Origin of the sequence: Rhizobium leguminosarum, from assembly GCF_010668065.1 — a bacterium.
Taxonomy (GTDB): Bacteria; Pseudomonadota; Alphaproteobacteria; order Rhizobiales; family Rhizobiaceae; genus Rhizobium; species Rhizobium leguminosarum_S.
Map to the genome: position 1 here is coordinate 1 of NZ_WUEN01000017.1, position 26,053 is coordinate 26,053.

Annotated in this window: 26 protein-coding genes; 3 read left to right on the top strand and 23 right to left on the bottom strand. The window is 54.9% G+C overall.

All coding sequences use genetic code 11. The annotated features are described in order from the left end of the window. Positions 1-1,010, top strand: a 1,010-nt coding sequence (locus tag GR198_RS30720) for a calcium-binding protein (protein WP_164070169.1), incomplete at its 5' end; no start/stop codon positions are given. Positions 1,011-1,134: 124 nt separating this feature from the next. On the opposite strand, the gene GR198_RS30725 is transcribed toward GR198_RS30720, so the two are convergent. The 22 genes from GR198_RS30725 to GR198_RS30830 all read right to left on the bottom strand — a co-directional run bounded on the left by GR198_RS30725 (position 1,135) and on the right by GR198_RS30830 (position 21,355). After that, positions 1,135-1,935 carry a glycosyltransferase family 2 protein gene (locus GR198_RS30725; protein WP_164070170.1) on the bottom strand — a complete coding sequence of 267 codons (801 nt, stop codon included), beginning with the start codon at positions 1,933-1,935 and terminating at the stop codon, positions 1,135-1,137. A gap of 364 nt (positions 1,936-2,299) precedes the next feature. Continuing rightward, positions 2,300-3,322, bottom strand: a complete 1,023-nt coding sequence (locus GR198_RS30730) for a class I SAM-dependent methyltransferase (protein ID WP_050573676.1) — start codon at positions 3,320-3,322, stop codon at positions 2,300-2,302. After that, a complete protein-coding gene (locus GR198_RS30735; RefSeq protein ID WP_029872531.1) occupies positions 3,319-4,176 on the bottom strand; it encodes a glycosyltransferase family 2 protein in 858 nt (285 codons plus the stop codon). The genes GR198_RS30730 and GR198_RS30735 overlap by 4 nt, the downstream gene beginning before the upstream one ends. A gap of 121 nt (positions 4,177-4,297) precedes the next feature. Then, the gene (locus GR198_RS30740) at positions 4,298-5,164 is read right to left on the bottom strand and encodes a hypothetical protein (protein ID WP_029872532.1); all 867 of its coding nucleotides are present in this window, start codon (positions 5,162-5,164) and stop codon (positions 4,298-4,300) included. Beyond that, on the bottom strand, positions 5,149-5,781 hold the full coding sequence (locus tag GR198_RS30745; RefSeq protein ID WP_029872533.1) for a PIG-L deacetylase family protein: 633 nt from the start codon (positions 5,779-5,781) through the stop codon (positions 5,149-5,151). The genes GR198_RS30740 and GR198_RS30745 overlap by 16 nt, the downstream gene beginning before the upstream one ends. Next, entirely contained in the window at positions 5,778-6,479 is a 702-nt protein-coding gene (locus GR198_RS30750; protein WP_029872534.1) for a WbqC family protein, read from the bottom strand. The genes GR198_RS30745 and GR198_RS30750 overlap by 4 nt, the downstream gene beginning before the upstream one ends. After that, positions 6,476-7,441 (bottom strand): PseG/SpsG family protein, encoded by a 966-nt coding sequence (locus GR198_RS30755; protein ID WP_029872535.1) that lies wholly within the window; start codon positions 7,439-7,441, stop codon positions 6,476-6,478. The genes GR198_RS30750 and GR198_RS30755 overlap by 4 nt, the downstream gene beginning before the upstream one ends. Continuing rightward, entirely contained in the window at positions 7,423-8,100 is a 678-nt protein-coding gene (locus GR198_RS30760; RefSeq protein WP_029872536.1) for a cytidylyltransferase domain-containing protein, read from the bottom strand. The genes GR198_RS30755 and GR198_RS30760 overlap by 19 nt, the downstream gene beginning before the upstream one ends. Next, positions 8,097-9,113, bottom strand: coding sequence for an N-acetylneuraminate synthase family protein (locus GR198_RS30765; RefSeq protein ID WP_029872537.1), 1,017 nt, complete (start codon positions 9,111-9,113; stop codon positions 8,097-8,099). The genes GR198_RS30760 and GR198_RS30765 overlap by 4 nt, the downstream gene beginning before the upstream one ends. A 97-nt stretch (positions 9,114-9,210) precedes the next feature. Next, positions 9,211-10,281, bottom strand: coding sequence for a radical SAM/SPASM domain-containing protein (locus tag GR198_RS30770; RefSeq protein ID WP_003545680.1), 1,071 nt, complete (start codon positions 10,279-10,281; stop codon positions 9,211-9,213). A 1-nt stretch (position 10,282) separates the two neighbouring features. Next, positions 10,283-11,128, bottom strand: a complete 846-nt coding sequence (locus GR198_RS30775; RefSeq protein WP_029872538.1) for an NAD-dependent epimerase/dehydratase family protein — start codon at positions 11,126-11,128, stop codon at positions 10,283-10,285. Then, entirely contained in the window at positions 11,121-11,834 is a 714-nt protein-coding gene (locus GR198_RS30780; protein ID WP_018497436.1) for a nucleotidyltransferase family protein, read from the bottom strand. Before GR198_RS30780 ends, GR198_RS30775 begins: the two co-directional genes overlap by 8 nt. Further along, positions 11,827-12,807, bottom strand: coding sequence for an NAD-dependent 4,6-dehydratase LegB (locus tag GR198_RS30785; protein ID WP_029872539.1), 981 nt, complete (start codon positions 12,805-12,807; stop codon positions 11,827-11,829). The genes GR198_RS30780 and GR198_RS30785 overlap by 8 nt, the downstream gene beginning before the upstream one ends. Then, positions 12,804-14,123, bottom strand: a complete 1,320-nt coding sequence (locus tag GR198_RS30790; RefSeq protein WP_164070172.1) for an ABC transporter ATP-binding protein — start codon at positions 14,121-14,123, stop codon at positions 12,804-12,806. Before GR198_RS30790 ends, GR198_RS30785 begins: the two co-directional genes overlap by 4 nt. After that, positions 14,123-15,001, bottom strand: a complete 879-nt coding sequence (locus GR198_RS30795) for an ABC transporter permease (RefSeq protein WP_029872541.1) — start codon at positions 14,999-15,001, stop codon at positions 14,123-14,125. Before GR198_RS30795 ends, GR198_RS30790 begins: the two co-directional genes overlap by 1 nt. Before the next feature lie 85 nt (positions 15,002-15,086). Continuing rightward, positions 15,087-16,286, bottom strand: coding sequence for a glycosyltransferase family 4 protein (locus GR198_RS30800; protein ID WP_245279659.1), 1,200 nt, complete (start codon positions 16,284-16,286; stop codon positions 15,087-15,089). A gap of 15 nt (positions 16,287-16,301) precedes the next feature. Continuing rightward, positions 16,302-17,072, bottom strand: coding sequence for a class I SAM-dependent DNA methyltransferase (locus GR198_RS30805; RefSeq protein WP_029872543.1), 771 nt, complete (start codon positions 17,070-17,072; stop codon positions 16,302-16,304). Continuing rightward, complete coding sequence (locus tag GR198_RS30810; protein ID WP_029872544.1) at positions 17,069-18,178, bottom strand: DegT/DnrJ/EryC1/StrS family aminotransferase; 1,110 nt, start codon at positions 18,176-18,178, stop codon at positions 17,069-17,071. The genes GR198_RS30805 and GR198_RS30810 overlap by 4 nt, the downstream gene beginning before the upstream one ends. Beyond that, positions 18,175-18,609, bottom strand: coding sequence for a hypothetical protein (locus tag GR198_RS30815; RefSeq protein ID WP_017967130.1), 435 nt, complete (start codon positions 18,607-18,609; stop codon positions 18,175-18,177). Before GR198_RS30815 ends, GR198_RS30810 begins: the two co-directional genes overlap by 4 nt. Before the next feature lie 28 nt (positions 18,610-18,637). After that, positions 18,638-19,573: a glycosyl transferase gene (locus GR198_RS30820; protein WP_029872545.1), complete on the bottom strand. Its 936-nt coding sequence runs from the start codon at positions 19,571-19,573 to the stop codon at positions 18,638-18,640. 2 nt (positions 19,574-19,575) lie between these two features. After that, entirely contained in the window at positions 19,576-20,772 is a 1,197-nt protein-coding gene (locus GR198_RS30825; protein ID WP_029872546.1) for a glycosyltransferase family 4 protein, read from the bottom strand. 397 nt (positions 20,773-21,169) lie between these two features. Then, positions 21,170-21,355 (bottom strand): hypothetical protein, encoded by a 186-nt coding sequence (locus GR198_RS30830; RefSeq protein WP_131645418.1) that lies wholly within the window; start codon positions 21,353-21,355, stop codon positions 21,170-21,172. A gap of 95 nt (positions 21,356-21,450) precedes the next feature. On the opposite strand from GR198_RS30830, the gene gmd reads away from it, so the two are divergent. Further along, positions 21,451-22,512, top strand: a complete 1,062-nt coding sequence (gene gmd, locus GR198_RS30835) for a GDP-mannose 4,6-dehydratase (RefSeq protein WP_029872547.1) — start codon at positions 21,451-21,453, stop codon at positions 22,510-22,512. Next, positions 22,513-23,466, top strand: coding sequence for a GDP-L-fucose synthase (fcl, locus tag GR198_RS30840; RefSeq protein WP_029872548.1), 954 nt, complete (start codon positions 22,513-22,515; stop codon positions 23,464-23,466). 163 nt (positions 23,467-23,629) lie between these two features. Here fcl and GR198_RS30845 read toward each other — a convergent pair whose 3' ends face one another. Beyond that, positions 23,630-25,606: an acyltransferase family protein gene (locus GR198_RS30845; RefSeq protein ID WP_029872549.1), complete on the bottom strand. Its 1,977-nt coding sequence runs from the start codon at positions 25,604-25,606 to the stop codon at positions 23,630-23,632. Positions 25,607-26,053 lie beyond the last annotated feature (447 nt).

Here is a 26,053-nt window from a genome sequence, read left to right on the forward strand (position 1 = left end):
GCGACGACACCTATATCGTCGACAATGCCGGCGACAGCGTTGCCGAGAACGCCGCCGCGGGAACCGACACGGTTCGCACGGCCCTGGCCGCCTACACATTGGGTGCTAATGTCGAGAACCTCACCTACATCGGAACGGCAACCTTTGTCGGAACAGGGAATCTGCTCGACAACGTTATTACAGGTGGTGTTGGCGCTGACAGCCTCGCAGGGGCTGCGGGCAACGACACTTTGATCGGCGGGTCTGGTGCAGACAAGATGTCGGGCGGGATGGGCGACGACGTTTACGTCGTTGATATTGCGACTGACATCGTGATCGAGAATGTGAACGAAGGGACGGACACGGTCCAGACGGCACTTTCAAGCTATACGCTCGGCAACAATGTCGAGAACCTGACCTATACGGGATCGGCCAGCTTCGCCGGCGCCGGCAATGCGCTCGCCAACACGATCACCGGCGGCGCCGGCAACGATATCCTGAATGGCGGGGTCGGTGCGGACACCTTGATCGGCGGAGCGGGCAACGACACCTATATCGTCGACAATGCCGGCGACCTCGTCAACGAAGCTGCCAATGAGGGGATCGACACGGTTCGCACGAACCTGGCGAGTTATACGCTTGCCGGCAATGTCGAGAACCTGAGCTTTGCCGGCATAGGGCCGTTTGCCGGAACAGGGAATGCGCTGAACAACGTTATCGTCGGCGGCAGTGGTTCCAATACGCTGACGGGTGGCGCCGGCAACGATACCCTCACTGGTGGTGCAGCAGCCGACGTCTTCGTCTATTTGCTGAACTGGGGCCATGATACGATCACAAACTTCGTGGCAACCGGCGCGGCGCACGACACGATTAGAATCGATCACAACATTTTCGCCGACTGGGAATCGCTTTTTGCTGCATCCAGTCAGTATGGCAACGATACAATCGTTACAGCCGATATCGACAACACCATAGTGTTGAGGAACGTAGCCTTGACGAGCCTAGACTCGGGGGATTTCCTTTTTGCGTGAACCCAATCGGACCTCCTGGTACCCCGGGGGGCATGCTGCGGCGGAGCGGATTACGGCGATTGCGGACGGGTTCGGGGAGGGTGGCGGTGTGAAACCGGCTATCGACGGTGGCGTGGATTTACGCTTATAAATCCTGCGATCGATTGCGCATCAGGAACTGGCCCAACCGGTTCACGATCTTAAAGACCCAGAACATCGATGTTGAGACCTTCAGGCCGTGGTCAGCAAGGGCGCACAGCACCTCCTTGTTCTGACGCGATATATTTTGAACGTTCTTGTTCGTGGCGCCCCCTAAGCGCATCCTGACCAGGACTCGCGGGATATAGATTGTTCTGATCCGCGCGACTTCCAAAAATCGCATCATAAGCTCGACGTCGGCTGCAAGCCGATAACGCAGATCAAACCGCCCGAACTGTTCATAAATGCTACGTCGAACATAAAATGTCGGATGCGGTGGACACCAGCCACGGGCGAACGAACCGGATCTGAACGTACGCGATTTCCAGTAGCGGATCTTGCGATCGATATGCCGGTTGGAAACATAGACGAGATCGCCGTAGCAGCCATCATACGCTGCATCTTCCAGCGCGGCCGCCACGGTTTCGAGGGAGTCGCTGCTCTCGAAAGTGTCGTCCGCATTCAAAAAGCCGATGATGTTGCCGCTCGCAAGGCCAATCCCTTTGTTCATCGCCTCATAGATACCTCCGTCCCGTCCCGAAAGTACGCGGCGGTTGTCCGCCGGCGTCAAAGCGATGATGGCGAGCGTGGAATCGCTTGAGCCCCCGTCAATGATGATGTGCTCGAAATCGCGGTAGGTTTGCGTGTCGATGGACCGCAACGTATCGGCAATGGTCCGCTCGGCGTTCCAGCAAACGGTGATGAGGCTTATCCGGGGAATACGTGGATCGGCAGTGTCTGCAGCCATCTTGACGGGTGTCTTGCTTACATTCTAAGGGGCGAAATCTGGCCAACCCGTAGCAGACGGAAAGGCGGCGTCGCAATCCAGTACTGCAGATTATCCTTGATCAATGCAGGAGATCCCGAAGAAAAAGCCGCGCAAGGCCATCTTTCTAGCCGGGGCCTCGAGCACTCGGCTCCATCCTGCGCCCCTCGCCATTTCGAAGCAACTTCTTCCGGTTCTTGACACGCCATGCTCATTGTATCCAGGCCTCGCGGCGTGAGCTTGAACTGCACCCATGCCTGCATATCCGCTCCTATGCAGTCGGAGCGTTCTGTTGAATTCTCCTGCGTGCGACCGCCTGACCTTGCGGGAGAGCGGGGTGGAATTTCTAGATCGGCCTCAGCACGAAGAGAAGGCTGTCGCCCTTGCCTGCGGCATCCAGAATTCGATTGCCCAATCCCATCACCATCCCGGCCCCACGTGCGCCACGCGATAGGGCTACGTTCTTCAGTCGAGTGAAGAACGGTGGCCTGCCTTGGATTGCATCAGCATTGTGCATCCAGGTGGATGATGACTTGCCCTCCTGCTTCCGCTCGCGTGCAGTGCGTAATTGCAGGACCGACCAGAGATTAGGCGTAACCGTTCTGACGTTTTCGACCTTGTAACCAAACTTGCCGGCGAGCTTGGTAAAAGAGGTGCGGTTGAAATGATTTTGGTGATAGGGAATGTGCCAATTGATCCAGCGGTCTTTCCAGATCTTGTGATGAAACGAGCCCGTATTGGGGAACGCCATGATCACGCGACCCTGGGGGGTGAGACGTTCTCTTACCGCCTGCAGCATGGCCGAGGGATCCGGCACATGTTCGAGCACCTGATTCAATACAATCAGGTCGAACTTCATGTCGGGAAAAGGCAGATCGTAAATGTTGCCTATATGGACCTGCAGACCGAAATGATCAGCGATAGTCCGCACATTCGGATCCGCCTCGATCCCCCAGCTTTCAATACCCTTGTTACGCATTTCAAGGAGTGAAATGCATGAGCCGCAACCGACATCCAGTACTTTCTCACCAGGCTGCGCCAGATAGTGGCCTTGATGATCGGTGCCGGCCATCCAACGATTGAAAGCGGCGAAAGGCTTGTTTACCAGCGCAGCTTCTCGCTCTATGGCGGAGAAATCAACTTCCCTGCGTGGATAATACGTACTGTAAAGCCCAGGCAGGTCTTCTTCCGTGAGCGGCGGTGTCGTCGTCATATGACCGCAAGACACGCACCTCTCGATCGAATATACACCGGGGCAGCCGTATCGATCGTCGGATATGCGCTCGATAAATGTTTCCATATTCGAACCGCAGGCAATACAGTGCATCTGATGATCGCTCTTCATCGCGTCGTTATTGTCCTTTTTCATTTCTTCGCTCGCAGAGTATGGGCCGTCCGGATAATCATGAAGGCCGCCATGCGCAATGGCGCTGTCAGCCGTTGCAAAGGCGTGCCGATCAAAGAAAAGAACGCGACCCGCTGAAATACATTATGGGGCGAGCGCCGGCCAAAATGTTTCTTCCACGAAGACGTATTCGACACGTGAGCGCCGTAGACTGGCGGTGAATAAACTATGGCTTCGCTGGAAACAAGGAGTTGTACGCCCGTTCGTGCGAAGCGCATGGATATTTCGTAATCGGCCATATAATGCGGCAGGAGATGCGGACGCATGGTTCCATGCCGTTTGAACAGTTCCGCGGGAAACAACGTTCCGCGACCGCTGAGTGCGTCCGCCTTATAGAGCGGCTTAGGATTCCGGCGCTCCACTTCACTCAACTCGGCGAGAATGTCCCATACAGCAATACGATTTATGTTCAAACGCGGTCCCACGCCCGTCAAAGGCGGGTCGCTCTCCTCCTCATGAACGACGCTGCCGACAATGGCACCCCCATTTTCGCGTGAACACCGTATCAATGTCTCGACATAGGTCTGGCCAAACCACGTGTCATTGTTGACGAACAGGATGTAGTCTTCGGGGCCGCAGTCGGGCAGAACCCGCTTCAGACCGACCTCTATGGCTCCGCCCCACCATAGATTGCCGTCGCCTCTTATGCTCGTCACGTCAGGCTGCGCCGCGAGGAACTCAGCCGTTTCATCGGTGGAGCCGTCATCGATGATAACAATTCGAATATTGTCGACAACGGTTTGGGCCCTCAAGGCCGCGATAACTTTGCGAGTGTGCTCAAGTCGGTTGAAGACCGGAATTAGGACGTTTACGCGCATCAAATATTGTCGTCTTTCCTTACGAACCAACAGAAATCTGGCCGTTGTACAAAAGACACATCGGCGACAGCGAACCGCGGGTTTGTTCTATCAACCAGTATTGACGCAGGATGAAGGCGCTTCATTCTTCGAACCAAGCTTGAAATGGCCGCCTCTCAAATTCGTCCAGTGCTCCGCCGGGTGTGGAATTGACGATGCGGATATCATTCGCTCTCGCGATATTTGCGATGGCTCGATATTGTCGCCACAGCCGCGCCGCCCGCTGAAAGTCGTCATGACGGGTCGTGGCCGGGGTGCCGTCCGCATTTACGGTGAAATCTTTTCCTTTTTGCACCTTGAGGTCAAACGCGTATTCGTAACTTGTTGACAGGAAACGATCATGGTCGATGCCGAGCAGGATGATCTCTTTGAAACCAAGATACATTGCTATCATCAAGGTCATCACCGGCACCGACTCGACACCCGGCACCGGTTTAGAGATATCGACGATTTCCACAGATGCTCTTTCGTCAAAGCTTTCGCCGAGCACGAGATACCGAACCGTTCGCCCTGAAAACAGATTGTGTTTTCGAACCAGCTCCGCTTCAGTGGAACTGAGGAACAGTTCCGCGCCGCCCAGGTGCGAATGCATCTCGTCAAACCAGCGGACCACGTCCTCCGGCGTCATCAATCCGTAGGTAATTTGCGGAACACAATGATAACGGGACTGGAACTTGTCGAAATCGGAGTGCAGGTAACCATTGGAAACGGTTATAACGGTTTCGCCCTGAAGTCGCGACAGATCCAAGCCCTTGACGCTCGGGCCATTGCCTAAAATAAAACAGCGCTGCCCCGCGTGCAGACCAGCAAGCTGTCTATTTTCTGCCAGCGATCTCGCGACATCAGCAGAGAGTTTGTGACGATTTTTTAGCCTGCGCTTCAGCTCATGCACACCATAGGGGAGCAGCATGGAGCCAAAGGTCAATATCTTTCTCAAAGCTGCAGCCACTTTACCACCTCAAAAACCTCCGCGTATTTTACACCGATGCGCTGGCCGGCGTTCTCGGCTTCATTGCGGAAGAAGCTCACCCATTTCCGCCCCGTGCGCTCCATCTCGGATTCATGGGCAAGGATCGCCTTTTCCTTCTGGTCCCAATGGGAGGTGATGTCGACGTAGAAATTGCCCCTGAAATCCACCGTCGAATGGTACCAGTTGCTGCGATACATCAGGAGGCGGGGCACATGGCGGCAGCTGTGCAGCGATGCGCGCGATAAGGCCAGATGGTCATGGTGGATGTCTCCGACCCAGTGGGTGTAGACCATATCGATCTTCAGATCCTGCACGAGCTTAAGGATCTCGATATTCAGCGGATCGACGAATTCGATCTGGAGCGTTTTGAACTCGCCGCAAAACATCTTGTGGACGCCGAGAATTTCCATCGCAGCATCCGCTTCCGCTCTGGCGACCTGGCTGCTGCGCACGGACTGATCATACTGGTTTGAAAAGCCGGATACGGTCGCGACATAGACATACACCGTGTCGCCGTTTGCAGCATGGCGTGCCAGTGCACCGCCACAGCCCAGTTCCACGTCGTCAAAATGGGCACCGATCGCGAGAATATTCATTTGCAACTCCAGAGCAGGTCACGCGTGCCTGCAATACCACAATTCAGCAGTGTGTCGAGAATGCTGAGATAGGGGATGAATGCCCCAAATGGCTGTGGATAAACCGGATGGACGAAATGCTGCCATTCGATTTCGATTCCGGCTGCCTCAAACACTTCCGGCCGCATATAGTCGCGCGCGCCGAGACCCGAGAGATAACGTGTTGCTCCCACTTTGCGCAGCAGTTCGACAAGCAATTCGTTCCTATGACCCTCGGGGCTTAGAGCGCTTGATCGTACCATCGGCATCGTGACTTCAAGCATATCCAGGATACCTTCGAGGAAATGCATGTTGAAATCGGCCAGCAGATCGAACCGCTTGCCGTAGAGAGCCTCTATACGGGGAAAGACCTCACTCCAACCGTCAGATCTGCGATAGTTTTCCCGAAGCAGGGAAAGGTTCTGGTCTATCCATCCTGTGCCGGGTGCCAGTTCCACCGCATTGATCGGTGTACCGAAGCTTGGCTTTCTAATTCCGACGGTGAGCCAGCGGTCGCCTTGTGCCGTCTTAATCTTGTCACGGTGCGTCCAGCTTTTGCTCGTGCCATGGACGAACTGAACATGATCCAGAACGATGTAGAGGTCGGCGTTCAAAAAACGCTGAAAAAAGCCGAGATAGGATGCAAAGTCCGGCTGATGGATCACCGCTGTCAGGGTCATGCAGCCAATCTTTCCAGCAGATCGGCAACGCGGCCGACCCCGCCAAGGTCGACCTTGGCCATGGCAGTCTCGCTCATGGTCCTGATGGGGATCGGCTTTTCCAGGATGCCGAGATCGAATGCCGAGTGATGCCCGGCGAAGAACGCTGCTCCAAGCTCCTCGAGCGCACGCCCGACCGGGATTTCAAAAGGTTCGTTGGCGATCACCACGCACGGCAAACCGGCCGCGCAGGCTTCGAATGGGGTGACACCGCCGCCGGTAATCGCCAGATCGTGGCCATGCATCTCTGCCGCAAGCGACGGCACTTGGTTGAGCAGTTTGAACCGATCGGGTGCAGCGGTCGCGACGATCTCTTCAAGCTCCGCCATGTGTTGGAAGCTCGGGCCCGTAACGATAGTAACAGGAAAAGGCCTGTCGCTCAGCCATTTGGCAACGCGGACGGTCACGCCGTAGGTATCGGCGCCGCCGAGCGTGACAAGGATCGATGCAAGGCTTTGCCGAAGTCTGCGAAACGCCGCGATTTCAGGATTGAGTATCATGTACTCCATCCCTAACCGAACATCCTTGCCCTTGAGACTCTCAGTCGTTTCGAACAGGAGCGCGCAGATATTGATGTCGGCAAGTCCCGCGCCATCACCACGATCATCAAAGGTAACGAGCTTGGCGCCCAAACGCTTGATCGCCTCGCTGTGGGATCGCTGCGTGTTCAGGCGGTCATTAATCCAGACTGAAGATGATGCATTGGGTTCGATAAAGCCATTCTCCCATCCGGTCACGGAGGCGAGATCATAAAGCGCCACGTCAAAGCCGCGCTCCCGGATGATCCTCAACGAATTCGGATGATCGTTTGCTAAAAATCGGACCGGATGTCCGCGCGAACGCAGTTCGGCGGCGAGTGTCAACGACCGAAACAGATGCCCCATGCCGCGTGCATGCGAACTTTCTATGCAGAAGACGAACATAGCCTGATCGCTTCTTCTGTCCCGAGCCAGTTCCCACCCCCGCGCGCTGCAAGAGCACAAGCACGTCTCCAGTCTTCTTCAGTATCTACCGTCAGGCGCAGTCCGGGGGATATTTTGGCCGGCGGCACCTCAAGTTGGCCGATCTTGAACAGTTCCGGCCGATCGGTGAAGTATTCATTCACGTGCTCGCGATGGTGCGGGAGCTTTCCCTCGCGATGACTGCGCGATAGAGCTTCGAAGGTAAATATCTCGGCGCCAACGCCAATCGGCAACTGGCCGAACGCATGCGTATAGTCGAATCCCTGCTTGTGGTGCAGATCGATCAGCCTCTCAAGCTCTTCGATGTCAGTGAAAGGATTATCTGCAGTCAATCGAACAATGTCGGACATTTCGAGCGATTTTGCGCATTGAAAATAACGATCGAGAACATCGGTTTCATCGCCACGAAAGCAGCTTACGCCGCGCTCAAGGCACCAGGCTTCGACAACATCGTTCTCGCTGGCCGATGAGGTCGCAACGACAATCCTGGCAGGCCGCTTCAACATCTGAAGCCTACCCAGGACATGTCCGAGAAGCGGCTTGCCGGAAATGTCGCGAAGCACCTTTCCCGGCAATCGGGTCGATCCCATCCGCGCCTGGATAATGATGCCAAGCGTCACGCCAGATCGCTCCACTGGAGAACGGCGTCCGCATCAAGATCCTTTACGAGCCGTCGCTCCGCAAGAGTTTCGAGATGCTTAGGTTCAATCCCTGTCCCAGGTCGTTTGACCGAGATGTCGCCGGCGGAGATGACATGGCCGGCTTTGAGCGGCCGATTGACGACAATGCTCTTGCGGTTGTTCAATCTTGTCGTCGCTTCACTGGCTGCCGGTTCCTTGCGACCACTGCCTTTCATGACCTCGAAAGCACGTATCGCATCCACAAGCCATTTCATTTCTGCTGGATCGGCCGAGAGCATGTGGTCGGGACCGTCGGCGGCTTTATCGTAGGTGAAATGCCGCTCTATAACCCGTGCGCCCATCGCGGCCGCACAAAGGCTGGCGACCGGGGTCAACGTATGGTCGGAATAGCCAACGTCGAGATCCGGAAACGCCTCCATCATCGTTTGCATAGCGCGCAGGTTCACATTTTCCGGATGCGTCGGGTAGCTTGTGATGGCGTGTAGCAGGATGAGCTTCTGATTGCCCGCCTCCTTGATTGCGGCAACGGATTCCCGAACTTCGTCGAGCGTCGACATTCCCGTCGACAGGATTATCGGCTTGCCCGTTTTTGCCAGATAGCGAAGAAAGGGAATGTTGACTGCGTCGTCCGAACCTACCTTGTGGGCGCCAACTCCACACTGCTCGAGCAGGTCGACGTCCGTTTCGTGTGAGGGCGACGAAAACCAGTCCAGCTCATGCTCCTCGGCATAGCGGAAAACCGCTTCGTGAAGCTCGTGACCGATTTCATATTTACGGAAAAGCTCGAATTGCGAGGTAACGCCGGTGTTTTCCATATCGAACATGGCATTGCGGCTCGACAGGGTCTCTGCGCGATAAGTCTGGAGCTTGACAGCGTCCACGCCGGCCGCCTTTGCCTCGTCGATCAGCCGTCTTGCCTGGTCAAAAGTCGTAAAATTCCCGCCGATTTCGGCGATAATATAACACCGGTCGGGTCGGTAGTTCCGGAACATCTGCTACTCCTGCAATTCACTATACAGCCGGCGTTCCAATAGCGGTAGCACAGCGATGTCATCCGCACACGACCGGTATGCAACTCCGGCTGCTTTCCTATTTTCCGATTTCCTGAGCCCGATCCACGTAATTTCGGACGATCACTTTCCTGCCGCAGATTTCGGTCGGCTCGTCATCCGTCAGGCGAGGCAGATAGCATCGGCGGCATACTTCGCTTTTCAAGAAGCCCTGCGGTTCCTTGTGCAAAGCACGCACTGCATTCATTTTTTCGCCGTGCCAAATCTGGTGTACCGTCTCCGTCGTCGCGTCACCAATGACTTCGCGATTTTCCTCGTCGTTCGAGCACTTCATCACAAGCCCGTCGGCGCCGATAACGAGGCGCTGATATTGCTGAGGGCAGGTGAAGTTATCCAGATATTGAACGTCAGAATCGTTGCCGAGATAATCGATCAGCGGATTGAAGGCGACAAGATCCACGTGAGGCGCAAAGGTTTCATAATAAAGATCCGGATTTTCCCTGATTGCCGGCCAGATGCCCTGCACCTTGATAACAGGACGGTGGAGCCCGCGCTCGTCTTTGTACTTCTTGATGTCCTTGATCTTGTCGAGTAGCGCCTCGAACTTGATCGGCTTGCGGATCTTTTCGTAGGTCTCACCGGTGCCGTCGATCGATACGGTGATCCAGTCGATGCCGGCATCGACGAGCTGAGCGAAATAGTCTCTGTTGAGCTTGAAGCCGTGGGTGAGGGTCGAGACTTCCTTGATCCCATGGTCCTTGGCATAGCGCACGCAGTCAGCGAAGCGCTTGTGCAGTGTGGCCTCGCCCCGCAGCGACAGACGGATCGCAGGAACCTTGCCGCCGATCTCATCGATGATACGGCAGTAGAGATCCCAGTCCATCCGCGTCGTGTTCACACTTTTCTTGAACTCGTCGCTGATCGTATAGCACATCGGGCAGCGCAGATTGCAGATCGATGCCAGCTCGAGATCGACCAGCAGCGGATAATCCGAAACTTGCTGGTTCAGGGCATATTCTGACCACTTGCGACGGTAATCTGCGTATTCGGCTTCCCACCCTTCGCCCCGGAATTTGTCGAACGCCGCTTCGCGCTCGACCGTGTCCATCGAGTAGTTGCCCTTGTTGATCGGAACGTAACGTTCGTTCAATTTACGACTCCTTCATCATCGCGCGCATCCCGGCCGGCAGATCCCATTCCGGCCGCCATCCGAGAACGGTGCGAGCCCGCGTGATATCGGCCCGCACGTCAGGTATTTCATTCCGCCGAACTGTGCAAGATGACACTACAGGTAGATCAGTGCCGGCAGCTTCTTGCAAGATGTCGATTATTTCCTGCACCGAATACGACATTCCGGAGCCGATATTGATGCAATGGTAGCCTTCCGCGACGTCCATGGCCTTGGCAAAGGCGCTCAGGACATCTTCAACGAAGATATAGTCACGCCGGGGACTGAGATCCAGGACCTGTATTTCCTGCTTCGTCCGTATCCGGTTCAGAAGCGTCGGTATCAGGAATTCGGGGCGCTGCCCTGAGCCGTATATATTGAAAAGACGCAATACCACCACCGGTATCTGCTCGTGCGTGGCGGCGAACTCACAAAGCTGTTCGGCAAGATGTTTGGAGAGAGCGTAAGGGTTGTTCGGCCTGACCGGATCGCTTTCATGGATCGGCAGCCGCTCGGGCACTCCGTAAACATAGGCGCTTGCGAACACGAGTTTGGCCTTGTGTCGCTTGCACCAGTTCAAAGCGTGTTGCGTTCCGAGGACGTTGGCGGCCATGAAACTCGGGCCTTGGCTCCAGCTATCCGGAACGAATGTCCTGCCGGCAAGGTGAAACAGCGTGCGCGCCGCGGGAAGCTCCTGCCAAACCTGCTCTTCGCTTATATCTCCATGTGTTCGGTCAAGCGCAAGCACGTCAAAACCGGCCTCCTTGAGCCGTCTGACCAGACGGCTCCCGAGAAAACCGCCAGCACCGGTGACGATGGCATCAACCATTCAAGAACCTGGACTGCATGGATTCAAACTGCTCGATCGCCAAGGCATAATCGTCAGGCCGTCCGATATCGAGCCAATAACCCGCAAAATCTCGAACCGTGGCCGGCTTGCCGGCCGCAAGAAGATCAAGCATCAACTGATCGAAGCCGTAGGCACCACCTTGTGGTATGTGCTCCACGGCCCTCGAAGACACCATGTAGACGCCCATGCTGACTTTGTATTCGGCCGTCGGTTTTTCTCGAAAACCGGTCAGCAGCCCGGCCTCGCCGGTGTCGAGAACGCCATAGTCTATGCGATGCTGACGCGTCTTGGACGAGATCGTGAATATATTTCCGTCGCGGACGTGAGCATCATGAAAATCGGCATAGTTGAGATCCGTCAGGATGTCGCCGTTCATCACCAGGAAATTCTCCGGTAGATCCTTTATCAGCCGCAGCGGCCCCATGGTGCCAAGAGGCTCGTCCTCGAGCGAATAGTCGATGCGTACACCCCACTTGTCGCCATCCTGGAAGAAAGCCTTGATCAGCTCGGCCTGGTGGTTGACGGCAAGTGTTATATGCTGAAATCCGCCTGATATCAGCTGACGTATGATCACCTCAAGAATAGGATAGTCGCCGATCGGCATCAGTGGCTTGGGGAGCACGACAGTATAGGGCCGCAACCGCGTTCCCATTCCGCCCGCCAGAATGACTGCGCGCCTAGACATTGAAGATATCCGCCTTGTATCTCGCCAGATTCTGCGGTTGACGCAGCCAGTCGATCGTCGCTTTCAGACCATCTTCCAAGCTATAACGCGGCGAAAATCCTGTCAGAGACTTGATCAGGCTGTTGTCGCAGCACAGACGCTCCACTTCACTGTTTGCCGGACGCAAACGCTGTTCGTCGCATTCGATCTCCACGCTGACGCCGATGATGTCGGCGATCAACTGGACGGTATCGCCGATCGATATCTCGCTGCCCGAGCCGATATTGACCGTCTGTCCGATGGCTTCGTCGCAGGCCGCGAGTGCCAGAAAGCCGTCGCATGTATCCTGGACGAAATTGAAATCCCGAGTGGGCGAGAGCGCACCAAGCTTCAGCGTCGTTCGTCCACTCAGAAGCTGTGAAATCACAGTCGGAATAACCGCCCTTGCAGATTGTCGCGGGCCGAAAGTGTTGAAAGGCCGTGCGATCGTCACCGGTAGGTCAAAACTCGAATGATAACTGTATGCCATCGCGTCAGCACCGATTTTTGACGCCGAATAGGGCGACTGTGCCTGCAGCGGATGACTTTCGCTGATTGGGACAAAGCGAGCCGTTCCGTAGACCTCGCTGGTCGAGGTCTGAATGACGCGGCCAACGCTGGCATCGAGAGCGCCCTGAAGCACATTCAACGTGCCATTAATGTTGGTGTCCACATAGCTGGACGGCGCCTGATAGGAATAGGGAATAGCGATGAGCGCGGCCAGATGAAATATCGTGTCAACGCCTTTAGCGACGGCACGCATTTGCGCCGGGTCGCGAACGTCTCCGAGAATGACCTCGAACTTGCCGCGGTATTCAGACTGGTCCAGCCAGCCCCAGCTGGAAAACGAGTTGTACTGGCAAAGGGCGCGGACTTCCACGCCTGCCTTGACCAAGGTTTCAACGAGGTGAGAACCGATGAAGCCGTCCGCGCCGGTCACAAGTACTTTCTTCATTTCAATAAGCCCTTAGAATCGCGGAGGTAGAGCATCATTACATCCCAGGGGAGCTGGATCGCCGAAATTGATGGTTTTCGTTGTTGGCCCAGCATCTGGATGATCCCGACATTGTCTTCGACTTCGAACCGTATGCCTTCAACCACAGAATAAATCGAAAAACGGCTGGAGATGCCCGCGCGGAGATAAAAGGTTCCGGTGTTCAACAAGCCAGCCGGAATGACTACTCGCGCCCGATAATAACCTGGAGACCGGGTGTCGAGGCGGCTTACGTCGAGTTCCGGATCAGACAGGCTGATGATCGGGGAATAACCATCCTCCATCATGATCTGCAGCCCGACGGAAAGCCCTGTCAGTGGTTCGCGCAGTTCATACTCCATCTCGATGATAAAATTCTTCGTGAGTTCAACAGTTTGTGCTAGCTCGCCATCTTCGTTTCGGATGGAAAGGCGAGAGATCACCGCCTTGCCCTCGACATCCTGCGGGTCGATTTCAAAATCTATCTTCCCGCTCAGTTCAGGCCGGTCGAGATAGGCGCGAATGACATCGGACGTACTGCCCACGGCAGCCACGCGACCGTCTGACAACAGAATGGATCGAGGGCAAAGACTGCTTACAGCCGTCATATTATGGCTGACGAACATGATTGTTCGGCCCGCCTTGGTCACCTCCCGCATTCGGCCCATACATTTGTTCTGGAAGTTGACGTCGCCAACTGCCAGAACCTCATCGACAAGAAGTATTTCGGGTTCCAGATGTGCCGCAACGGAAAAGGCAAGTCGAACATACATGCCTGAAGAGTAACGTTTGACTGGGGTGTCGATGAAATCGCCGATTTCTGCAAACTCGACGATTTCATCGAACTTCGCGCGAACTTCGGAGTGTGTCATTCCAAGAATGGCACCGTTTAAGTAAACGTTTTCGCGGCCCGTGAGCTCGGGGTGGAAGCCGGTTCCGACTTCCAAGAGGCTCGCAATCCTGCCTCGAATGCCAATATAACCCGAGGTTGGACGCGTTATGCGAGACATCAGCTTCAGAAGGGTCGACTTGCCTGCCCCATTGCGACCGATTACGCCAACGATATCGCCGCGGGAAATCTCGAAGGAGACATCATCCAGGGCGTGAAAAATATCGTTCTTAAGCCGAGCCTTGTTCTGTCTGTCGGAAGCGTAATCCGACACGGAGGCATTGGGGTCCGGCAGATTGCGGAACCGCGCCCACCAGCTTTGGAGGTCACGGTACAAGGTGCCGTGATTGATGATACCCAGGCGATAGTGTTTGCTGACATTCTCGGCGCGTATAACGATATCATTCATCAAACGGTATCCATAGCGGTTGCCTCAGCCCGCGCAAAAAGTATCAAGCCGCCAATTATAATAATCAGAGTGGCCGCGACATTCGCCAGGCAAATGCTCAGAGGAAGCGGCGACGCGTCGAAAAGTGCCCAACGGAATACCTGAACCGGAGTCGTCATCGGATTGAGGTAGTAAAACCATTGATATCGTTCGGGAACCTGGCTGAAAGCATAGACGACGGGTGTCGCATACATCCAAAGCTGCGTAACGAAACCGACGGCATAAACCAGATCACGATATCGAACTGTCAGCGCGGAAACCAAGAGTCCCATTCCCACACCAAGTGTTGCAACATAGAGCAAAATCAATGGTGTCGCGAAAACGAAACGCAAGCTGATCACTATATCATCCTGGCTAAGCCAGAGAACAAAAGAGATCGTAAGCAGAAGCGTGAATTGGATGGCAAATGCGACCAGGCCGCTCATCGCGACTGCAAGTGGTACGACTAGCCGGGGGAAATACACTTTTCCAAACAAGTTCGAGTTTTTCGAAAATGTTTCTGAGTTGTTGGTGAGGCAAGCTGAGAAATAATTCCAGATAATGGTGCCGGACATATAAAAGACAAGCGGGGAAATTCCATCGGTGGAGAGATTGGCAATCTTTCCGAAGACGATGTAATAGGTGATCGTCGTTAGTATCGGTTGTATGAGATACCAAACCGGTCCAAGCACGGTTTGCTTGTAGAATGTCGTGAAATCCCTTTTGAAGAACATCCAGATAAGTTCACGATATTTCCAGGCGGTCGTCAGCCCGACGCTGATGGTGCCGGACGGCTTAATGATTATATCCCAGGGTTCGGTGCCGCTTTCCCTTTCCTGTTTTGTCACGTGACCTGTCATATTAATGCGCTCAAACTCTCCGTTAGCCGTTGCTCGTGCCATATTTTCTACGGCCTCAGGGGACTGCATGGACCAACGCCATGTATCATGCGACTCGATCGAGGACACGCCCCAAAATTTCTCTCAGACGGTGGTCGAAATCTTCTTGCTTCCACAAGGAGGCTCTTTCAAGCCCCTTTTTGATCAAAGAGGAACGTAGGTCTTCATCTTCCCACAGGCGGCTCATTGCCCCTTGTATCTCCTCGACGGATTGGGGCGAGAAGTAAAGCGCTGCGTCACCGCACTGCTCCCGCATGCCATACTTGTCCGATATCAAGACGGGACAACCACACACCATCGCTTCAAGCGGAGGAATGTTTGTCGGGCCGAAAAAAGTCGGCATGACCAACCCTCTGGCACGACGATAAAACCCAGCCAGATCCGAATCCGGCACATAACCGACGAAGTGAACCGCTTGGGATAGCCCAAGCTCGCTTGCCATCGCTTTGACGGCCGCATATTCGCGCTTTGTGTTGCCCGCCAAGACCAGTTCCATGTCCGGATGAGTCCTGCGCGCGGCTGCCAGCGCTTGTATGAGCCGCAAGTGATTCTTGTGAGGCCAGAATTGCGCCGGATAAAAATAGAATTTTTCCGGAAGCCGGTAGCGTTCGGCGAAGGCGGGCGCCTCAACCGAATCTGTCAGATAGTTCGGAGCGATATAAGGCAGCGGATATATGTGATCTTCTGGCGTGCCGTAGCTTTCCATGACATGCCGCCGCCCGGTTTCGGAATCGACGAGCACGGCAGCGCTCTGGTTCGCAAGGTGACGGAACCGGCTTTCTCTCAGTTGAAAGCGCAACCAGCTTCCGGCTTCTGGGAAGCTGCGTTCATATCTGTGCATCAAATCGTGAATGGTTGCGATCGAGGGCTCCTTGATCTGCCAGGTCAGGGCGTCTTGAGCCGGAAAGATCCACAGATCACATTGGAGAGATGCCATTTCCCGCACGAGTGGGTTCACCCATCTCGCGACGACACGCGCTACCGAGCCGGGCAGAACCATGAACAGCTTGGCAAGTGTCTCGCCCCGCTTCCAGCGCTGCAGCGGGACGGCCTTCAGCGGGCTGGCGTTAAGTTCAGAGCGCCAGGCTTCGTCCCCATAGGCAACGATGACCTCCACGTCCGTGCCGTCGATTGAAGACAAGGCCTGCACGAGGCTTTGCGCGTACTGGAACATACCACCGGCATGGCGGCCTACTCCGAGATAGAAACCAATCCTCTTCCGACGCAAGGTAATTCGGCTGTCCAAATCTATCGCCAACAGTCAGCCCGCGTTCTTGCGCGCTACGACACAGACGCCCCAGGTTTCAGTCCCCGGCGTCGAACTGGACATCCACTCTTCGGCAATCACACGGCTCATCCCCGCATTGGTCAGGAGGCGGTCTATCTCGTTCAGGAAGAGGTAGCGCATCCGGTGGGTTTCGCAAACCATTTCGGTCTTGGCGCTCAGCTTCTCCGTCGCGAAGATCGTGTAATTGACATCCACGATGTTCTCGGCGTCATGCACGACCGACTCTGCGACGCGAACGACGGAAATCTCATCGTTTTCCAAGCGCTTGACGCGGGTACTCGGGCGCTGCCAAAGCACTGCTGGTCCGTACCAGAAGTCGAATATGAATATTCCGCCGTCTTCGAGATGATGGGAGACAGTCTCCATCATCGCGTCGAGATCGGCATCAGACGTCTGATAGCTCAAAACATGAAAAAGGGAGATGACCGCCTGGAATTGCCGATCCGTCCGGAATGTGCGTGCATCGCCCAGCTTGAAATCAAGTTTGCCGCCCGACTGTGTTGCCTTCGGCATGGCCGCCGCAAGCATGGTTTCCGACAGCTCTACCCCCAGCACCCCATATCCGGCTTCTGCGATCTTCTCCGCGTGAATGCCGGTGCCGGAGCCTAGCTCCATAATCTGTGAGATTGGGCCGGTGGCATAACGCTCCAGCAGAGCTTTCACATAAGCTGTTTCGCCCTCGTAATCCTTGTCCTTATAGAGAAGATCGTAATACTGGGAGTACAATCCGAAACTGGTCGTCAACGGATGACCTCCGCTACGATACCCGCGACTTCGCGAATTTGATCTTCCCTTAGCGCCATACCGCTTGGAATATAGAAACCGCGGCGCGCGAGCTTCGCGGCAATGGGAAGATCTGCATCCTTGAAGAAGCCCATCTTCTGCAGAACGGGCTGCTCGTGCATCGGCCAGAAAAACGGACGGCAGCCCACGCCTTTCGCCGCCAATCGTTTCATCGCTTCGGCTGCGTCGAAATCGATCTCGTCCTTCAGCACGATGCCATAGACCCAATAGATATTCCGGGCATAGCTTGTCTCGGGCAACGGCAGTTGAATGCCGGGCAGATCCTGAAGCAGCTCGGTATATAGTCTGCCCATCGCACGTTTGCGCTCGACGAATTCCGGAAGGCGCTCAAGCTGCGCGCAACCCAGAGCCGCCTGCATATTCGTCATACGCATATTCCAGCCCAGTTCCTCGTGAACGAAGCGGCGGGCGGGCAGGAAGCAGAGATTTCGTAGGCTCCGAGATCTGTCGGCAAGGGCGTCGGAATCGGTGACGATCATGCCACCTTCGCCTGTGGTAATGTGCTTATTGGGATAGAAGCTGAAAATGCTGACATCGCCGAAACTGCCGCAAGGCTGGCCGTTATATGTCTGGCCATGCATTTCTGCAGCGTCTTCGATGATCTTGAGGTTGTGGCGGCGGGCGATCTCGTTGATCGCGGCCATATCGCAGGGCAGGCCATAGATATGCACCACCATGATAGCGCCCGTCTTCGGTGTGATCGCTGCTTCGATCTTCGTCGGATCGATATTCCAGGTGAGAGGATCCGAGTCCACCGCAACCGGCACACAACCCGCTCTCACGATGGCTGCGGCGCAGGAAATGATCGTGAAGGACGGCATGATGACCTCGGCGCCTTCCTCCAGACCAAGCGCCATCATGCCAGCGTCGAGAGCCATCGAACCATTCGCAACGGCGATTGCGTGCTTGCGGCCGACAGTCGCGGCAAACTCACGCTCAAAACGTGTGATGAAGGGGCCTTCGGAGGAAATCCAGCCGGTCTCGATGCATTCCAGCAGATACTTACTCTCGTTACCATTCAGCAGCGGTTCATTAACCGGAATCATTCGGCGCCCTTTATCTTCAGTTCCCGTACTGACGGTACAAATCGCGTCTTGTCGGATTCCCCGGCGTAAGGCCCCTGCTTAACTTCGATGATTTCAGCTTCTTCGATAATTTCAAAACCATGTCCGCCGAAGGCGAGCAGTATGACGTCGCCTGCGCGCAGGATCGCGCTTTCGTAGTATTCCTGCGCGTCGGAATAGAAGTCCACGCGGACAACGCCCGACTTTATAAGCAGGACTTCCTTCGTATAGAGGACCTCGCGCGCAACGGCGTTGTGAACGTGGGGTTGGATGACATAGCCAGTCGGTCGCTTCATATAGGCGAGTTGCTGCGAAAATTCGTCCGGCGTGAAAAATTGGATACCATCGAACGTGTAGTTCGACCGCAATATCATGGCCTGCAGTTCGCCACCGTTCGTGATCTTTTCTATCATGTTTCTCTTTCCCAAATCGACCGATGCGTCAGGATGCCGCCAAACCGACTACTTTGCGTATGCGCTTGACCCCGGCCGAGAATACGAGTTTGTAGAAATCATTCATCCGCTGGCGGCGCATCTTTGCGAAAAAGCCCAACACGCGCAGTCGCATTTGTTCGTTAACTTCAACGGGGATCTTTTGCAATTTCCCCGGCGCATGCCCGAGGTTGCCGGCGTAATAATCGACATCGCTGCAGTGGACTCCGCTGTCGTCAAACCCTGAGTTCTCCACAAGGCTCTGGCGAGGGTAGAGGGTCAGCATATTGTCCAGATAAGCGCTGGCATGCCACCTGATCGCCCAAGATTGATTCTTGCCTTTGACTTGATTGCGCAGCATCGCCAGGAAAAAGGCGTTCCCACCGTAGTCGAAAGCTTTGGCAAGGCCTTTCTCTTTCAGGCCCATCAGAAGCTTAGTCCCATTGGGTTCGAAATGTTTCCATGCCCGGGCCCACGTGGCCCATCCCCAACAGTCCGCCCCACGTAGGAAATAGCTCTCGGGAGCATCGTCATTGGGGACTGGATAGGCGTAACCGTGAATGCTGGCGACGCGCTCCTCATCTGCATAAAGATCCAGCCCTTGGTTCATATAGCGCAAGAAGTCAGGCGAGGTTATCAGGTCATCCTCGACGACGATGACGCGGCCATACTGTTCGCACAGGCGGCCCACGCCATCGATGATAGAACCTGCAAGGCCATAGTTTCTTTCACGTTCGACGATAGTGACCGACTTGAAACCCGTTATCGTCTTTGCCTGTTCACGGACCTGGCGCACGCGCTCCGCTTCTTTTTCATTGCGCTGACCGTCGCAAAAAATGAACAGCGGTGTCTGTTCCGCCAATTCGTTTACCTGCAATGCAGCAACGGTCCGTGCCATATGCATGGGACGATTGAAGACAAAAAGTATGACTGGTGCGCATTCCATGATTATTCCCAGCATTTCCTACGTTGCGCAAATTGCTCGAGTCTATGTACGAATAGGGTCTCGGCTTCGAGCCGCTCCGTGTCGATCGCTTTTAGCTGCTTACGCCCTTTTTCGATCAGATCAACTGCCACCGCAGGATCCCGAATGCGCAACATTGCGTCGGCCCACTGCTCTGCGTCATTAGCGTCGGCAAACAACGCCGCATCGCCGACCTGTTCATTGAGGTGCGCCGAATAGATCAACGGGCGGCCGACTGCCCAGGCTTCCAACGGCGGTAGATTGGTCGGGCCAAAATAAGTCGACATCACGACGGCCAGTGCGCCTTCGTAAAGCGCGCGCATGTGATCGACCGGCACAAAGCCGAGAAACGTCACATTGTCAGAGACGCCTAACCGCTGCGCTTGCTGCTTGATCCGGGCCAAATTACCGCGGTCCGCACCCGAAAAGACCACGTGTATGTCGGAATTAACGGCCGTCTTTTGCTTTAACAACGAGACCGCTTCAAGAATGCGTATATGGTTCTTATGAGGCCAGAATTGCGCCGGATAGAAATAATAGCCATCCCTCAGCCCGTAATTGCCGAGCACGGCTGTGCGATCGATCGAATGCGCTTCACCTAAGAACGGAGAGGGCTCGAACGGCATCGCAATCATGCGCTCTTCGTCAACTCCGTAGCGAACGACAATCCTCTTCAGGAGCTGATGTGATGCCACCATGACGGCGACGGCACGTGGCAGGCATGTGGAAAAGTGCCGCTCGCGTTCTTCGAATCTGCCATCGGAGCTCACTTCCGGAAATTCGAGATCGTCCCGATGACAGAGATCAAGGACGGTCGTGACGTAGTTGAGCTTGCGGAAATAGTTCGGAGTTGAGGAATGGGTAACGAAATACGCCAGATCCATGCCTGCTTTCAGCAGCGCATTTTCGATTTTTTTTGCCATCCACGCTTTGCCAATTTCCTTGCGGCTTAAGCGGCGCAACACGGCGAGTGTAATTCGAGATAGCCTTCCGGCGGCAGGCAGGTATTCTGCGGGAACTCCAAGCCGCTTGAGATGCTGCAGATTGGCTTTGATCGTCGTGAAAGCCACGACTTCATGCTGTTTTCCGATGATACGCTGGAGTTGTACGATCGCATTGATTGCTTGATTGAATCCGCCACCGACCTGAATCGGGTTTTCTAACAAGATGCCAATTTTCATGCTTTGACTAACCTCAGCCTCCGCGCCAGCAGACGGCTACTTCACATTTCGATCAGGCCGGAGAACCGCGTCGTTTTTCACAGATAATCTGACACAGCGGATCTCGCTCCTCAATTTCTCGTCCCCTTTGTACAAGCGTCACAGCCAGCGGATGCTGTCACGAATTGATCGTCAGGGAGATCCGCAAAAGGGCGCTCTCACCAATTGGCGCGAGGGGTCATCCGCGTCATCCATTCAGCTGCACCTAATTAATTCCTGGTATTTGCCTTAGCATATCCTGCGATCACGACAACACCCACAACGGCCCGGTCACAAGCAAAGTTGGACCTGTGTGAAGGGTGTCGTTGCAATCTTGAGACGGTGATCGACAATTTCTTCTATGGTGCTTGGATGGCCATCAAAACATGGAACGGGAAAGCAAACTGAAGGGCAAAATGACCTCTTGCCCGATGAGGACCGTCAAGGAAGAACCATCCGAGGAAGCCGTTACGCTTTTTGCACGACGGGCGACACGGCCTTTAATGGAAAGCTCTAGTCTCATCGTGCCAGTCTCGCGGCAACCGAAGAGATCGACGATGCTCATCTCGCCGGCCTGGCCGCAGTTACATGGGGGTTGCACTCGTTCGGCCGTTTCCATAAACACGACCCGAAGATTGTATCGAAAGACGATGTGAAAAAATGACAAAAACCGCGCTTATTACTGGGGTGACTGGTCAGGATGGTGCCTATTTGGCCGAATTGCTTCTGAGCAAGGGCTATACGGTGCACGGTATCAAGCGGCGGTCCTCGTCTTTTAATACCGGCCGCATCGAACATATCTATCAGGATCCGCATGAGACACATCCTCGCTTCATTCTCCACTATGGCGATATGATCGACTCGACCAACCTGCTGCGGATCGTGCAGCAGACGCAGCCCGATGAAATCTACAATCTTGCCGCACAAAGCCATGTGGGTGTCAGCTTCGAAACGCCTGAATATACGGCGGATGCCGATGGCATCGGGACGTTGAGGTTGCTCGAAGCGATCCGTATCCTGGGGCTCGAGGAAAAGACCCGATTCTACCAGGCATCGACCTCGGAACTCTACGGTCTTGTGCAGGAAGTGCCGCAGAACGAGAAGACGCCCTTTTACCCGCGTTCTCCCTATGCCGCAGCCAAGCTCTATGCCTACTGGATCGTCGTGAATTATCGCGAGGCCTACGGCATGCATGCGTCGAACGGCATTCTTTTCAATCACGAAAGCCCGCTTCGCGGCGAAACCTTCGTCACGCGCAAGATCACGATGGCGGTGGCTGCCATCCATCTGGGGCGGCAGGATAAGCTTTTCCTCGGCAATCTCGACGCCAAACGTGACTGGGGCCACGCGCGTGAATATGTCGAGGGCATGTGGCGCATGCTGCAGCAGGACAAGCCGGATGACTACGTCTTGGCGACCGGTGAGACGACGAGTGTCCGCCAGTTTGTGGAGTGGGCTTTTGCCGACGTGGGCATTGCTTTGGAATGGAAGGGGTCCGGCGTCGACGAAAAGGGTTATGACTCCGCGTCCGGTGCCTGCCTTGTGGAAATCGACCAGCGGTATTTCCGCCCGACGGAGGTCGACCTTTTGCTTGGCGACCCGACCAAGGCACGTCAGAAATTGGGCTGGCACCACAAGACCCCGGTCCGCGAACTCGCCGCCGAAATGGTGCGGGAGGATGTCAAGCACTGGAAGGCTCAAAACAGCCGAAGAGAGATCTGAGTGTCCGACCTGTCCAACAAGAAAATCTGGGTCGCCGGTCATCGCGGCATGGTCGGCAGCGCGCTTGTGCGCAGGCTTCACTCAGAAAACTGCACTGTCATCACGGCAACGCGACAGGAGCTTGATCTCAAACGGCAGGACGAGGTCGAGAGATTCGTCCAGACGAACAGACCGGATGCGATCATCCTTGCTGCTGCAAAGGTTGGCGGTATTCTTGCGAACGATACCTTCCCGGCCGATTTCCTCTACGATAACCTGATTATTGAGGCCAATATTTTCGAAGCCGCGCATCGTAACGGCGTCGACAGGCTTCTGTTTCTGGGCTCAAGCTGCATTTATCCTAAATTCGCGCCGCAGCCGATTTCTGAAGATGCGCTTCTGACCGGACCGCTTGAGCCGACCAACGAGTGGTATGCTGTCGCCAAGATTGCCGGGATCAAGCTGGCCGACGCCTACCGCAAGCAGCACGGACGCGATTATATTTCTGCCATGCCCACCAACCTCTATGGTCCGGGCGATAATTTCGATCTGCAATCCAGTCACGTTCTGCCGGCGCTAATTCACAAAGCGCACCTCGCAAAGGTGACGGGGGCATCCGAAATTGCCATCTGGGGAACCGGAAAGCCACGACGGGAATTCCTCCACGTTGACGATTGCGCGGATGCGCTGGTTTTCCTGTTGAATAACTATTCGGACGCGCAGCACGTCAATGTCGGTTCGGGAGAGGACATTGAAATCATCGAGCTCGCGCGGTTGGTTTGCCGTGTTGTCGGTTACGAAGGAAAAATTGCCCACGACCTATCCAAGCCTGACGGGACGCCGCGTAAGCTCATGAGCACCGACAAGCTGAGGAACATGGGCTGGAAGCCACGCATCTCGCTGGAGGAAGGTATCCGCGCAGTGTATGATTGGTTTCTGCAGTTCGAAGGCAATGCCGCCGTGGCGCGACAATAGCTGTCGGGCATCCAGAACTCCAAAGGGCGGCGATTGGCGTGACGTGTGAGCCGTCAGCTTTAGGCGACGTGGCTGCTACCCTTGATCGAGACGACGGGGTATGCCGAAAGTCAGGACTTGAACACCAAGTTCACCGTCATTCCCGGCGTCCGTCCGTGTAATCTCATGGAGAAGCGGAAGACGTTCGACCAGCGTTCGGCTGAGAACTTGCAGTTCGTTCGGATTGTCTGGCGTGCGGCGGTACCAGGAAATCGAGGAGACCGTCGCCCCGTAGGTCGGCGGTTCTCTTTTCCAGAATGTCACCAATCAGGGTCGTCAGAAATTCTGCTGTCAGATGGTTCCAGTCTGTGATGAACGGAACACCCCTGCTGCTCGTGAGGCATTTCTCCTTGTCGTAATCGCAGTGAAGCTTGACGATATCGACGTAGGTGAACGCTAGATCGGATGGGAAAAATGGCAGTTGCTCTAAAGGCTGGTTGGCCGGCGGATAGGTCGCTTCCCGCAGGCATATGGAGGCATCGGATTTTCTCTGAAACATGAGCCCTAGGCACGAGTGTAAATCGTCGAGCTGGAAATAATTTCCGAAAACGAAAATTCGCGCGTCATCCGAGTGGCTTTTCATCCAGGAAAGAAGCTCAAACCTGAAGGGGTTGACGGTGTACTCAAAAGGCCGAAGGCTCGTGAGGAAAATCGCTTTCGTTCGGCTGAGCAATGACTTGTCGTTGATATATTTTTCAAAGGGAATGCAGTATTTATCGTAAATGCTGGCGCGAGAGGGGGCCCTAACAATATCGTTCTTGATCTCCACCATGCAGTTTAAGTAGCTGATTGCCACGACTTGATATCGGTCGGAATCGATGTAATTTTTCAGCGCGATCGACCAGTTTCTGGCGTGCGAGTCCCCAATTATGAAGATAATGGGCTTCCCAGCTTGAATGTTGTTGTTCAAGCTTAGAAAAGTGCTTTCGAGCCGTGCTTCGTTCGCCTGCGCGAGAGGTGGATAAATTTGATCCAACCTGTGAGGAAAACCGGCCATAGAGATTGCTGACACAACTGCAGCCGTGATGGTTGCAACTGATGAGCCCAGGTAGATCCAGAGAGCGCGGCTTTTCCTGGTGTGGCGAAGGGGCTTTTCAATAACGACAAAGCTGACGACCGCGACCAAGACCGTCGCTGCGATCGCAAGAAACTTATCGCCATTGTTGAGATTCAAGCTTGTCAGCCGCAAGAAGGCGAAGACCGGGTAATGCCACAAATATAAAGAGTAGGATACCAGTCCGGTGAGCGCCGCCGGTCGAGAAGCCAACAGGCGCCCGACTGCGTCCTGATGACCGGCAAATGCGAGCACCAGACAGGTCCCAATGACTGGGATCACAGTTAACAGGCCAGGATGAACCGTGTCCTTTCTGAACAAAATCAGTGAACCAAGAACAAGGACAACCCCGGCCGCCGCGAGTAACGGCTGAGGGCGAGTTCGTCCGCGCCTCATCTCGTGATAGGCGAGAAGTGTTCCGGCCAGCAGTTCCCAGGCCCGGGTGAATGGCGAGTAGAAGGCCTGCTGCTGATCATACCGTACCGTCACCACACACAATACAAAGCTGAAGGACGCCACGAGCAACACGCATGGCAGAAACCTTGATTTCAAGTATCGGCGCGTGAACAGCAATAAGAGCGGAAACCCGATATAAAATTGCTCTTCGACGCTCAACGACCAGGTGTGAAGAAAAGGCTTGAGAAGGGTGTTGGGCTCCCCATACTGGGCCGCAGTAAAATAGAAATAGATATTCGATCCAAATAGAAGCGACGAACCTATGGAATTCGCGTAATCCAGGAGTTCCGATGGTAATAAAAGGTAATATGCGAAGGGTATTGTCGCGAAAACTACTGCAAACAACGCAGGTAGGATTCTTCGCGCGCGCCGAGCATAGAATTTAAGGAAATCAATACGCCCCGTTGCTTCGATTTCTGTCAGCAGAATTTGGGAGATCAGAAAGCCGCTGATCACAAAAAACACATCGACGCCGATGTATCCGCCCCGCAGCAACGTGTGGCCGGCAACCGTGAACTCGGCGTGATACAGAATAACCGCGATCACCGATATGGCCCTTAAGCCATCGATCTCTGGTCTGTAAACCTTCAATGCTAACGCCTGCCTTCGATATCGAGAGCGTAACTTTGTCGCGCGCAAGATTGGCGCTTGTGGGCTGCCTAACACAGAGATCTTGGAGGAGAACAGTGTGGCCTGATAAAAGATTTGCGGACGCGGCCGATTTCAATCTTTATTTTCAGTGCTGTTGTAAATCAGCATTCCGGAACCCTCATTTATTTTCCCAGTCGCTGACCAATTTTGTCTATCGGCCGCTCCAGAAGCGAGAAGACGTCAGGCCGACGCCAATAGCGCCTACCGTCGCTGCTCATCACGGCGCGCCCGAAATCAACAAAAATCGAAATGGGCGCGTGTAATGCGTAGATGCTGCAAGATGCTCGCCCAAGCCACGATGTCGGATTCGCCGACATGCTGCGCCCATCGATCCAAGTGATCAGGGCAGCGAAAAGGAAGCAGGCATTGGAGGAGGGGACGGGGAGA